The organism is Faunimonas pinastri, assembly GCF_900110915.1.
Taxonomy (GTDB): Bacteria; Pseudomonadota; Alphaproteobacteria; order Rhizobiales; family Afifellaceae; genus Faunimonas; species Faunimonas pinastri.
In genome coordinates, this window is the sequence record NZ_FOFG01000001.1 from 389,533 (window position 1) to 401,927 (window position 12,395).

General features: G+C 66.5%; 10 protein-coding genes. 5 read left to right on the top strand and 5 right to left on the bottom strand.

Annotated elements, in window-relative coordinates; genetic code table 11:
* Window positions 1-23: 23 nt before the first annotated feature.
* Genes BMY25_RS01820 through BMY25_RS01830 form a run of 3 tightly spaced genes read left to right on the top strand, consistent with a single transcriptional unit; the run spans window position 24 to window position 3,374 of the window.
* Window positions 24-1,520, top strand: coding sequence for an ABC transporter substrate-binding protein (locus tag BMY25_RS01820; protein WP_092494871.1), 1,497 nt, complete (start codon window positions 24-26; stop codon window positions 1,518-1,520).
* Window positions 1,521-1,578: 58 nt separating this feature from the next.
* Entirely contained in the window at window positions 1,579-2,526 is a 948-nt protein-coding gene (locus BMY25_RS01825) for an ABC transporter permease (protein WP_092495150.1), read from the top strand.
* Window positions 2,523-3,374, top strand: a complete 852-nt coding sequence (locus BMY25_RS01830; protein WP_428976931.1) for an ABC transporter permease — start codon at window positions 2,523-2,525, stop codon at window positions 3,372-3,374. The genes BMY25_RS01825 and BMY25_RS01830 overlap by 4 nt, the downstream gene beginning before the upstream one ends.
* Before the next feature lie 6 nt (window positions 3,375-3,380).
* On the opposite strand, the gene BMY25_RS01835 is transcribed toward BMY25_RS01830, so the two are convergent.
* On the bottom strand, window positions 3,381-4,673 hold the full coding sequence (locus BMY25_RS01835; RefSeq protein WP_092494872.1) for a TadE/TadG family type IV pilus assembly protein: 1,293 nt from the start codon (window positions 4,671-4,673) through the stop codon (window positions 3,381-3,383).
* 230 nt (window positions 4,674-4,903) lie between these two features.
* Between BMY25_RS01835 and BMY25_RS01840 the strand changes: the two genes are divergently transcribed.
* A complete protein-coding gene (locus tag BMY25_RS01840) occupies window positions 4,904-5,992 on the top strand; it encodes a hypothetical protein (RefSeq protein ID WP_092494873.1) in 1,089 nt (362 codons plus the stop codon).
* Between the two features lie 107 nt (window positions 5,993-6,099).
* Here the strand turns inward: BMY25_RS01840 and BMY25_RS01845 are convergent, their stop codons facing one another.
* From BMY25_RS01845 to BMY25_RS01860, 4 genes are read right to left on the bottom strand one after another with little or no spacing between them, the layout of a single operon-like run.
* Window positions 6,100-7,173 carry an MBL fold metallo-hydrolase gene (locus BMY25_RS01845; RefSeq protein ID WP_092494874.1) on the bottom strand — a complete coding sequence of 358 codons (1,074 nt, stop codon included), beginning with the start codon at window positions 7,171-7,173 and terminating at the stop codon, window positions 6,100-6,102.
* On the bottom strand, window positions 7,173-8,258 hold the full coding sequence (locus BMY25_RS21365; protein WP_092494875.1) for an ABC transporter ATP-binding protein: 1,086 nt from the start codon (window positions 8,256-8,258) through the stop codon (window positions 7,173-7,175). The genes BMY25_RS01845 and BMY25_RS21365 overlap by 1 nt, the downstream gene beginning before the upstream one ends.
* A complete protein-coding gene (locus tag BMY25_RS01855) occupies window positions 8,246-9,988 on the bottom strand; it encodes an ABC transporter permease (protein WP_092494876.1) in 1,743 nt (580 codons plus the stop codon). Before BMY25_RS01855 ends, BMY25_RS21365 begins: the two co-directional genes overlap by 13 nt.
* Window positions 9,981-10,964 carry an ABC transporter substrate-binding protein gene (locus BMY25_RS01860; protein WP_092494877.1) on the bottom strand — a complete coding sequence of 328 codons (984 nt, stop codon included), beginning with the start codon at window positions 10,962-10,964 and terminating at the stop codon, window positions 9,981-9,983. The genes BMY25_RS01855 and BMY25_RS01860 overlap by 8 nt, the downstream gene beginning before the upstream one ends.
* A 233-nt stretch (window positions 10,965-11,197) precedes the next feature.
* Here BMY25_RS01860 and BMY25_RS01865 point away from each other — a divergent pair, with 233 nt between their 5' ends.
* Window positions 11,198-12,337, top strand: a complete 1,140-nt coding sequence (locus BMY25_RS01865; RefSeq protein ID WP_238858092.1) for an extracellular solute-binding protein — start codon at window positions 11,198-11,200, stop codon at window positions 12,335-12,337.
* Window positions 12,338-12,395: the final 58 nt, after the last annotated feature.

Below are 12,395 nucleotides of genomic sequence, written 5' to 3' on the forward strand. Positions count from 1 at the left end.
TCCTGTTAAAACGTGGGAGAGACATGCTTTTTCGCATCGTAGCGCGTGCAGCCTTGGTCGCGGCGGCCTTTCTCGCGGCGAGCGCCATGGAACCGGCTTTCGCCGCCCGGACCGCCGTGGTCGTCGGCATCTCCAGCGAACCGCCGGGGTTGGACCCGACGGTCGCCGCCCCCGCCACGATCCGCGAGCTGACGCTCTGGAACGTCTATGAGGGCCTCGTCCGGCTGGACGAGAAGGGCGATGTGCAGCCGCTGCTGGCGCGCGACTGGACGATCTCGCCGGACGGGCTCACCTACACGTTCCACCTGCGGCCCAACGTGCATTTCCATAACGGCGTGGCGTTCGATTCCGGGGTCGTGAAGTTCACGCTGGACCGCGCGCGCGGCACCGATTCCACCAATGCGCAGAAGCAGTTCTTCGAACCGATCGACCGGATCGAGACGCCGGACCCGCTGACGGCGGTCATCGTCCTGAAGAAGCCGGCCGGCAACCTCCTGTACTGGCTGGCCTGGGGCGATTCCGTCATGGTGGAGCCGAAGAGCGCCGCCACGGACCGCACCGATCCCGTGGGCACCGGGCCTTTCCGCTTCAGGGACTGGGCGCGGGGCGATCATGTCGATCTCGTCGCCAACCCCGACTATTGGGGCGCGAAGCCGGAGCTGCAGACCGTGACCTTCCGCTTTATCAGCGACGCGCAGGCCCAGGCGGCCGCGCTGAAGGCCGGCGATATCCAGGTCTTCCCGGATTTCCTCGCGCCCGAACTCTTCGGCGATTTCCAGAAGGACAAGCGCTTCGGCGCGCAAGTCGGCACGACTTCGCGCAAGGTGGTGGCGGGAATGAACGCGGCGCGGAAGCCCTTCGACGACGTGCGCGTGCGTCAGGCGCTGATGCAGGCTGTCGACCGCAAGGCGGTGATCGAGGGCGCCTATTCCGGCTTCGGTACGCCGATCGGCAGCCATTACGCGCCGAGCGATCCCGGCTACGTCGACCTCACCGGCGTGCTGCCCTACGATCCGGCGAAGGCCAAGGCGCTGCTGGCCGAGGCGGGCTACCCGAACGGCTTCACGGCGACGATCAAGGTGCCGCAATGGTCGGAGACGACTCGCAGCGCCGAGATCCTGCAGGCGATGCTGGCGCAGATCGGCGTGACGCTCAACATCGTGTCCAGCGAGTTTCCGGCGCAATGGCTGCAGGACGTCTTCAAGGGCGGCAATTTCGAGATGACGATCATCGATCATGCCGAGCCGATGGACATCGGGATCTACGCGCGGCCGGACTACTATTTCCACTACCGCAACCCGGCTTTCGACGACGTGATCGGCAAGGCGGAAGCGACGGCGGATGCGGGTGCGCGCAACGCGCTCTACGGCGACGCGCAGACGATCCTCGCCCATGACGTGCCGGCGCTTTATCTCTTCGACCTGCCGCGGCTTTCCATCGCCGACGCCAGGCTGAAGGGCCTCTGGAAGAACGAGCCGATCCCCTCCATCAACCTTGCCGACCTGCGGTGGGAGGACTGATGCGCGGGGGCGGGGGCCAAGGCGGCGACGGGCGCGCGCCGGGGGACGGACGGGCTTGATCCTCTCGCCCGTCCTGCGGCGGCTTCTCGTCTTCGCGGCAACCCTGCTTGCCGCCTCGCTGGCGATCTTCATCGTGATGGACGTGCTGCCGGGCGATCCGGCGGCGATCATGCTCGGCACCTCAGCCCGGCCGGATACACTTGCGGCGATGCACCATCAGCTCGGGCTCGACCGGCCCGCCACCGTCCGTTATCTCTCCTGGCTCGGCGGCATGCTGCGCGGCGATTTCGGCACGTCGATCACCTATGGGGTGCCGGTTTCGCGGCTCTTCGCCGACCGGCTCGCCCTGACGCTGCCGCTGGCGCTGCTGGCGGTCGTGGGCTCGACGCTGGTGGCGCTCGGGCTCGGCATGGCGGCGGTGGCGAGGCTTGGGCGCGCGACGGACCACGCGGTCGCGGTCTTCTCGCAGCTCGGCATCGCCGTTCCGGATTTCTGGCTGGGGCTGATCCTGATCCTTTGCTTCGCCACCGGGCTGCACTGGTTTTCCGCGATCGGCTTTCCCGGCTGGTCGGGGGGCTTCTTCCCGGCGCTGAAGGCCCTGCTGCTTCCGGCTGTCGCGCTCGCGGTTCCGCAGGCTGCGGTGCTCTCGCGGGTCACGCGGGCGGCCCTGCTGGAGGTGACCCATCAGGATTTCGTGCGGACGGCTCGCGCCAAGGGCCTGCGAGGCTCGACGATCATGCTTCGCCACGTCCTGCCGAACGGCCTTGTGCCGGTTCTCACCATCGTCGGGCTGCAGTTCTCGTTCCTGATCGCCGGGGCCGTGCTGGTGGAGAATGTCTTCGCCCTGCCCGGGCTCGGGCGGCTTGTGTATCAGGCGCTCGCGCAGCGCGATCTGGTGGTGATCCGCAGCGTGACCATGCTCTTCGCCGCTTTCGTGATGCTGGTGAACCTTGCCGTGGATCTCGCCGGCCTGCTGCTGGATCCGCGCCTGAGGGCGGCCCGGTGAATGTCGCCGCCCCGACTGGGGGGAGGGATGTTCCCAGGCGCCGCCGCTGGCCGCCGAGGCTGATCGCCGGCAGCGCCATCATCGCCATTGGGATTGTAACGGCGCTGCTCTCGCTCGCCTGGACGCCGGAGCCGCCGATCCAGATCCGTATCGCGCTTCGCCTGAAGCCGCCCCTCGTCGCGGGCCTGCTCGGCACAGATGCGCTTGGTCGCGATGTGCTGTCCCTGCTGATGCTGGGCGCGTGGAATTCACTGACGATCGCCTTCTCGGCGATCCTTCTCGGCTGCCTTTTCGGCACGGCGCTTGGACTACTGGCGGCGGCGCGACGCGGCTGGCTGGACGAGCCCATCATGCGCGTCGGTGACGTGATCTTCGCTTTTCCCGCGCTGATCTCGGCCATCGTCATCGGGGCGCTGATCGGGCCGGGAAGGCTTACGGCGATCCTGGCGATCGGCATTTTCAGCATGCCCGTCTTCGCCCGCGTGGCCCGCAACGCTGCGCTGCAGATCTGGGCGCAGGGCTATGTGCTGGCGGCGCTTGCGCTCGGACGGAGCCGCGGAGGGGTGGCGCTTGGCCATGTGCTGCCGAACATCGCCGGTACGGTCGCGGTGCAGCTTTCCATCCAGCTCGGCCTCGCCATTCTGGTGGAGGCGGGGCTCAGTTTTCTCGGGCTGGGATTGCCGCCCCCGGCACCGAGCTGGGGGCGCATGCTCGCCGATGCGCAGACCTATTTCGGTCAGGCGCCCTGGCTGGCGCTGGCCCCGGGCGGGGCCATCGCCTTTGCGGTGCTCGGGTTCACGCTGCTTGGAGACGGACTGCGCGACCTTCTCGATCCGCGGTCGCGCTAGGCCGTTTCAGTTCGTCAGCCGCACGGTGCTGGTGTTCCGAGCGTCATCGGGGCAGCTGAAGCTGTAGCTCATGTCGTTGTAGTCGTTGTCGTCCGTGGCGCCGCCATTGTCGTCCCAGTACTGGGTGACGGTGCTGGAGACGCAGCTTGGGAAATCCTGCTTCACCGTGCATGAGAGATTCGCGGTGTATGTTGTCGTCGTGGTGCAGTTATTGTTTCTGCGTCCGGTGCAGGTTGTTGATGATGAGCTCGATGTCTTTGCCGCGCCGCAATTCGTGTGGCTGCTCGCGTAACTTGCGATCTTGCTGGCGGAAGTCTTGCTCAATCCACTCCCGGTACACGTCCATGTCTTGCTGCTGGCCGTATAGCTGCAGCTGACATAGGAGGAGATGCTCGACGAACTCCCTGCAGGGTTGCTGCCGTCGGGATCGCTGCTGACATTTTCGGGGTTGCTGAAGCCGCTCGCGGGATTCGTGACCGAGAAGAAGTAGCTGGTCGTTCCGGAGGTCGTCTTCGACTTCCCCGAACCCTTGGTATAGTTGCCCTGCACGTTGACGAAGAGCATCCCGACCTGGCCGTCGGCGTCGGTCGTGTTGAAGGGGATGGCCGTACCGTTCTTCAGCGCATCCACCGTCGAGTCATACTGCGAATCCGTGGTGCCGTTCCGGTCCGTCGAACTGGTCGTCAGCACTTCCTGATAATCGTCGGGATTGGGTATGCCCGAACCGTCCGTCGTCTTCTTGCCGTTCGCGTCATAGAGATACGGACGCTTGTTGGTGCTGTCGTAATCGGGATAGCTGCCGTCCGACGTCAGATTGAAGCTGTAGATGCGGTTGGTGTCGGACGCATCCATGTTCACAGAGTTCAGGTCCATGCTGACCCGGCGCACGAGATCGCCGCGATAGGCCGTGGCGGTGACGGCGACCGGGAATTTCTGCCCGATGATCGAGGAAATGCCGCCGCTCATGGAATAGCTGGTGCTGACCGTGACGTAGTCGGATGAGGTATCCGCCTTGACGGTCGGCGTCGGCGTCGGGCTGAGAGACAGGCGGCCGATCGCCCCGTTGAAATAGTCCGTCGCCGCAGTTGCGCTGAGGGTGCTGTCGCGTGTGGCTCCCGCCAGCGCCGCCGCGTCCGCGATGCTTTGCAGCTGTGCGCGAACGCCGGAAGCCTGCGTGTAGTCGATCGCGAAGCCGGCCGCTCCGATGAGCGGGACCGCGGCAAGGGCGAAGATGAGGGCCGCGTTGCCTGCGGTGTCGAGGCCGAAGCGACGCAGTGATCGGAGGATGGCTGAGGTCATGGGATCTAAGGTGGAGATCAATTGTCACCAGTTCTAGATCAACAGCCATGCGACTGGGAATAATTGTTATGCATCAGCATGAAGATTTGTGAAGTACTTAAAAATGTCCTCAAATTTGTGATCAATCGGAAGTGACTGGGCATTCCGGAAAAGCTGGCCGTCCGCAGGGAACGGCAGTGAATGGAGGGCGTTCGTCGGGTGGGGCAGGACAACAGCAGTGAGGAACTCTGATGAAGAAAACGCTCATGCTGGGAGCGGCTTTCGCTCTCGCCAGCACCGCCGCCATGGCTCAGACCACGCCTCAGACCCCTCCGCCCGCGCCGCCGGCCCCGGCGGCCAACGCTCCGGCGGCGGCACCTGCGACTTCCACGCCGCAGACCGCCCCCTCCGACAGTCAGGGAGCGAGCAACGCGGGTACCCCTTCCGACAACAAGGCGGCCAAGCCTGGCGATCACGCCCCGAAGCCTGACGATCAGGCCCAGAACGATGACGATGGCGCCGATGGCGGTCGGAACGCCGAGAACGACTACGCCGACGCGGACCAGGACGGCGGGTGGCATCACTTCCACCATCATTTCCATCGCTTCGGCGATGAAGGCGAGGGCGGCCACGGCTGGCAGGGCGGCTGGAACGGCAAGCATGGCGACTGGCAACAGGCGCAGGGCTGGGATGGCGACTGGAACAGCCAGGGCATGAACGGTCCCGGCTCGGCGGCGCAGGATAGCGACGAGGAAGACGAGGGAGATCGTCCCGGCGCCCCGTCGGAGGGTCGTGGCTTCGGTCCCGGCGGCCCGCATGGCTTTGCTGGATACGGACAGGGCGGTCCCCGCAACCAGGGCGCAATGAACGCGGGCCCGATGAATGGAGGGACGATGGATGGTGGCCCGGAACTCGGGGACCAGGAACACGGTGGCCCGGAACACGGTGGCCCGGAACACGGAAAGCCCGGTCCCGGCGGTCCGGGGAATTGGGGCCCGATGCACAAGCCCGGCATGGGCGGTGCGCCCTTCGAGTGGCATCGCGCGATGATGGGTCCCCACGGCATGGGGCCTCACGGCATGGGTCCGCACGAGGGGATGGGCGCCAGGGGTGCGCACTTCGTGATCGGCCATGGCGGCGGCTTCACGATCGACATCAAGTGCGCCGATGGCGATTCCACCAAGGACTGCGCCGAGGCGGTGACGCCGATGCTGGACAAGATCCTGTCGGTGCACGAGCCCATGGGGCAACCCCCGGCGGGACAACCGCAGGCTGGCGCGCATCCGCACCCCGGCGATACCTCGGGCACCGGCACGCCGCCGACCCCCAGCGCTCCGTGATCGCGATCGCGGCTTCTTGAAAGAACGACGGGGCGGCCGAGGCCGCCCCGTTTGCATCACGGCCGTACGGCCGTAAGCGAAACGGCCGACAGAAGGGGCTGTTTGCCTCAGAGGCTGAAGCGTGTTCCTTCCGGCACGCTGGCCGGTGCGAAGATGTTTCGCCATTGCCCCGCGAGTTCCGTTCCGCCGAATGCGGGGATGACCGTCCGGGCGCCCGTGCTCCTCCCAAGCTCCACGCGCTCGGCAAGCGGCGGATGCACCGACCAACGACACCAGCTGGCCCGGCCCGACTGCACCGCCGCCTTGGCGACGCCTTCCACATGGCCGGTGAAGACGATCGCCGGCTCCGGTTTCGCAGACCAGCGCCGCAGGAGGTCGGCGGCAACGCCGTGGGCGACGGAGGCCGGCGTCACCAGCATGACGCCGCTGGGCCGCTCAGGATCGATGTCGCGGATGCCAGGCAGGATACGGCGGAGTTCGTCCCGCACGCCGTCACGGAAGACGCCGGGGAAGTCCTCGATCAGATCCCGCATCGTCTCCCGCACGGCCGAGTCGGCCGACACGTCGAGTCCAAGATCGCGAACGGCATGCAATGCGATGTCCAGCGCGCGCCCATCCGCCGGCACGGGCAGGATCGTCGGGCCGAGTTTCAGTCGATCGCCGAGCGCGGCTATCTCCGCGTCGAAGTCCGGCTCGTCCAGTTTGTACGAGGCGTCGAGGATCAGGATATCGGTCGGCGGTGGCGGATCGGCGGCGTAAACCGGCGAGCGCGCGAAATGGTCGCCCATATAGGTGAGGCGCCGCGTGCCCTCGAACGCCATCCAGATGCCGCCCGGCGCATGGCCTGAGCGGCCGGTTTCCACGATAATTCCTTCGACCGGGGTCCGGCCCCGCAGCGGCAAGGGACGGACCTCGACACTGGTGCGGAGCTTATGAGCGACGTATTCGGAGCCGTAGACGGGCGGGCTGCCGATCCGGTCCCGCAGCTTCAATCCATCGACATGGTCGCCATGGCCGTGGCTGATGAGGATCGCGTCGACGGGGCCGACGCCGCGCAGGTCCGGCAATTCGCCCGAGGCGCCTTCGCCGAGATCGAGAAGCAGGCGCTTGCTACCCGTCTCCAGAAGAAAGCAGGCCGGCGCCTTGTGCTCCAGCCCGGAAATGCAGGTGAGCCGCAGCATCAGATCGTATCGCCGTCTTCCGGCAGAAGCCAGCCGTCGTCGATCCTGAGCCCCACCAGCTGCCCGATTTCCGGCAGTTCGCCGGAGGCCACGGCCCGAAGTTCCGTCGTGTCGCCGGCCGGGCCCTCCGGCATCAGCGTGACGAGGGTGGTCGCGCCGCCGAACGAGAGATCGGTGACGCGGCAGCCGATGGTCCCCGGCGCGTCGGCAGCGACCACGGTCAGGTGCTCTGCGCGGAGAACCACGCCGCGCGTCGCGCCGATCGGGGCCGTGCCCCGCACGCAGAGGGGCGTGCCGAAGAGATCGACCATCACGCTGCCCGGACGCGGTGCCGGGGCCGTGACGCGGACGGGGACCACCATGCCGCGGCCAATGAAGCGCGCCACGCTGGCGCTGGTCGGCTCGCGATAGAGGGTCTGCGGCCGGGCGACTTGCCGGACGACGCCTGCTTCCATCACGGCTATCCTGTCGGCAAGCGCCATAGCCTCTGACTGGTCGTGGGTGACGTAGATGAAGGTGGTGGCCACCTGCCGGTGCAGGCGATGGAATTCGCGTTGCATCGCTTCGCGAAGATGCGCGTCGAGGTTGGCGAGCGGCTCGTCCAGAAGCAGCACGCCCGGCCGCGCCGCGAGTGCCCGCGCCAGCGCCACGCGCTGTCTCTGGCCGCCGGAAAGCTCGTGCGGGCGCCGTGCCCCGAGATGGCCGAGGCCCACGAGCTCCAGCATCTCCGCCACGCGACGATGCCGCTCCGGGCGGGGAACGTGCTTCAGCTTCAGGGCGAATCCGACATTGCCGGCGACGCTCATGTGCGGCCACAACGCATAGGACTGAAAAACCATGCCGATGTTGCGCCGCTCGGGCGGAACGGAAAAACCCGGCGCTCCGACGAGTTCGTCGCCGATGCGGATCTCGCCCCGGTCGGGGTACTCGAAGCCCGCGATCATGCGCAGCAGTGTGGTCTTGCCGCAGCCGGAAGGGCCGAGCAGGGCGACGAACTCGCCTTCGCCCACCTGCAGCGATACGTCGGAAACGGCGTGGTGGCCGGCAAAGGCCTTGCCGACGCGGGCGAAGCTCACGCTTGCCATGGTACGATCCCCTGCGGAAGCCTGCGGCCGAAAAGCGCCAGCAACCCGGCAAGCGCTATGGTGACGAGGACGGCGGCAACGGCCAGAGCGGAGGCCGCCGGCGAATTGCCTTCATGCTGGAGCGAGAAGACCATGACACCCAGCGTCTCGTGCCCGGTCGACCAGAGCAGGGCGGATACGGTCAGCTCGTTCAACGCGCTCATGAAAATCAGGAGGGCTCCCGCCGCGGCCGCGGGGGTCGCCATGGGCAGGATGATGGAAAAGAGCCGCCGCATCGGTCCGGCTCCGGCCACCTGAGCCGCTTCGTCCACCGCCTTTTCCATCACTTCCAGCCCCGCCATCGTCGGCCGCAAGGCCAGCGTGAGGAAACGGCCGAAATACGCGGCGAGCAGGATCCAGATCGTGCCGTAGATGGAGGCATGGAGGAAGGGCAGCGGGCGCAGGAAGGTCAGGATGACGCCCGTCGCCAGCACCGTGCCGGGAATGACATAGGGGGCATCGGCAATAAGGTCGATGATGCGAGCCAGCCGCGAGCGGCGGATCACCGCCAGATAGGCGAGGCCGACGCTGGCGAGGCCGCTGGCGACGGCAGTCGCGAAGGCGAGGAACAGGCTGTTGGCGAAGGCGCGCCGCGTCGCCTGCTCGGCGAACAGCGCGAAGCGATAATTGTCGAGCGTCAATGTCCGTCCGTTCAGGGGAACGCCGAGGGCGGGCGCGAGCGAACTCGTGACCAGCGCCACGAGCGGCAGGATGGCGATCAGGACCAGCAGGACCCACGTGGCCGCCTCGACGGGCAGGCGCCAGCGTCCAAGCTGGAATCTGGGCAGGATCGCGCTCGTTGCTTCCACCACCATGCGGGTGCGCCGGGCGGCGAAGGCCCGCACGGTCAGGCCTGCCGCGGCCAGCACCGACAGGATCAGGGCCAGCGCCGCGACGCTGCCCAGAGCATCCGGTCCGAAGCCGCTCAGCCGCTGATAGATCAAGGTCGTGATCATGGGATAGCGCGCGGGGATGGCGAGCAGCGCAGGCACGCCGAAATTGCCGATGGAGGAGACGAAGGCCAGGGCAGCGCCGGCCAGCACGGCGGGCCCGGCCAGCGGCAGGACGACGGAAACCGTGCTGCGGAGCGGGCCGGCGCCAGCCAGCCGGCTCGCCTCGACGAGATCTCGCGGCACGCGCCTGAGCCCGGCCCGCACGGTCAGGAAAACCAGCGTCGCATGTTCCACGCCCATCACGGCGGAAATGCCTGCCATGGAGTAGATGGGGTTCTTCGTGCCGGGATCGGGTGCGGCGCCGAGGAGCAGCAGGATCGGGCTCTGGGGCCCCGTCATCTCGATCCAGGCCAGCGCCGTGATCTGCGACGGGATCAGCATCGGCAGAAGCAGAACGAAGACGAGGGGCGAGCGCGCGCGAATGTCGGTGATGCCGACCAGCAGCGCCATGGCCGTGCCGATCACCAGCGAGATCAGCGTGGAAAGGGCGCCGGCCTTCAGCGTGTTCCAGAGCGCGCGCTGCACGGCGACGCTCTGCCACTGCTCGCGTATCATGCCGAGGAATTCGCCGGTCTCGCCTCGGCCGAATGCCTTGGCGAAAAGCAGGGCGAGCGGCGTCAGGGCGAACAGGCCGACATAGACGAGGAGAACGGCGAGAAGGATTTTCTCGCCGTCCACCTGCAGGCCGCGACGCCGTCCAGGGAGAGCCGGGACGGCGGAAAGCGAGGTATCAGCCACCAAAGAGCTCGGTGAACTTTTCCTTCATCGCCTTGTCGTTCTTCAACATCTCGGAGGGATCGGCCTTCATGATCTTCACGTCGGAGACGGCGGGATAGCCGGCCGGCGACTTGATGTCGGAAAGGATCGGGAAATAGCCCTGGCCCACCGATTGTTCCTGTGCCGCGCGCGAGAGCTGCCAGTCGACGAAGGCCTTCGCGGCTTCGGCGTTCTTGGTCGTCTTCAGGATCGCGATGGGCTGGGTAACGTCCGAGATGCCTTCCTGCGGGAAGACGAAGTCCACCGGCGAGCCCTTGGCCTTGGCGTTGTAGGCCATGTACTCGACGATCATCCCATAGGCCTTCTCGCCGCGCGCAACGGCATCGAGCACCGAGCCGTTGCCCGTGCCGGCCACGGCGCCGTTCCTGGCCAGCGTCTCGAAGTATTTCCAGCCGAAATCCGGCTGCTGCAGCAGGGTGCCGACATGGATCACGGCCCCGCCGGAATAAAGCGGGCTCGGCATGATGGTTTGCGCCGCGTTCTCCGGCGCGAGCAGATCGTTCCAGGATTTCGGCGGGGTCTTCACCAGCCTGGTGTTGTAGACGATGCCGGTGGTGATCAGCTTGGTGCCGAAGAAAGTCTTGTCCGGATCGACCAGCGCCGCCGGAATGCCTTCGATCTTCGCCTCGGGATAGGGCAGGAGCTGGCCCGCCTTCTTGAGGCCGCTCATGGCCACGGCATCGGCGATCAGCAGCACATCCGCCTGCGGAGCGCCGGCGGTGAACTCGGCCTGCAGCTTGTTCATCACTTCCGTGGTGCCAGAGCGGAAGAGCTGCACGTCAACCTTGGGATAGTCCTTCTTGAAGGCCTCCACGACGGCCGCCATCTGGTCGCTCGGCTGCGAGGTGTAGACGGTGATCTTGCCGGCGGGCTCTGCCCGGGCGGTGCCGAAGGAGGCGAGCGCCAACGCGGCTGCCGCGAAAAGGGAAAATTTCATGGTCTGCTCTCTCGTCGGACGTTTCCACCGTGCGCTAGCAGTGCTGCATGACAAATCGTTGACGGCCGCCGCGCTTGATGCCTGAGAGGACTAAGGCAGGGCTCCGCGCTTGCCAAGGCTGTCATACAGGTGTCACACATAGGGGCTTTCGATGGAGAGCCCGCATGGGATTGCGGCCGCCGTTGAACACCAGGGGGTGCCTTGTGAGCCAGTCTTCGAACCTTTCGGGGAGCGTGAGAACGCTTCTCGCCGCCCGCGACTTCAACCGCCGCTCCTTCCTGAAGAGCGCAGCCTCCGTCGGCGTCGCGGCTGCCGCCGGTCCGTTTGTGATGCGCAGCGCCTGGGCCGCCAGCGGCGAAGTCCGGATCTTCGCCTGGGCCGGCTATGTCAGCGACGAGATGCTGAAGGACTTCACCGACAAGACCGGCGTGAAGGCGACCCGTACCGAATACGGCACCAACGACGAGCTGCTGAACCAGCTTCGCGCCAACCAGGGCGGTGGCTTCGACATCATCTGGCCGACGGTCGACCGCGTGCCGAACTATGTCGAATTCGGGCTGATCCAGCCGCTGGACGAGAAGAAGGTGAACTGGGACGGCGCCATCGCTTCCACGGTGGAAGGCTCCGCCGACATGGGCGGTGTCGTCAAGGGCGCACGCTATTTCGTGCCGTCCGACTGGGGCACCGAGGCCATAGCCTTCAGCACCGCCGATGCTCCGCTCACCTTCGGGCAGGCGAGCTACGGCGATCTCTGGGACGACAAATATGCCGGCAAGGTAACGGTCCGGGCACAGTCCGCGCTGGTCGGCATCGGCCTCTGGCTCGACAGCCAGGGCAAGCTGCCGCATCCGATGCGCGACAGCTTCAAGGACGAAAAGACGATGACGGACAATTACGACGTCATCATCAAGACCGCGATCGCCAACAAAGCCAAGGTCGGTCAGTTCTGGTCGAACGAAAACGAAGCGCAGGGCGCGTTCCGGCAGAATGGCTGCGTGATCGGCCAGACCTGGGACTCCACCGCCGCCGCGCTCGCCAAGGAAGGCCAGCCCGTCGGCTTCGTCGCCCCCAAGGAAGGCGCGCTCGCCTGGATGGAAGGCATGTGCATTCCCAAGGGCGCCGCCAATGTCGACAACGCCTATGCCTTCATCAACTGGTATCTGACGCCGCAGGCCGGCGCGATGCTGGCCAACAAGCTCGGCTACAACACCACCGCGAAGGGCGCGGAGGCCTATCTCAGCGACTTCAACAAGAAGTTCTTCCAGGCCGCCTATCCGGGCGATGCGCTGCAGAAGCTCTGGTGGTGGCCGATCCAGGACACCTGGTTCGTGTCCAAGCGGAACGAGTACCAGGACAAGTTCCTCTCCGCCTGATGACGGCAGGCGCGGGCGACCGCGCCATCCCTTCCCGCGAGATGGACGATGAGGATCA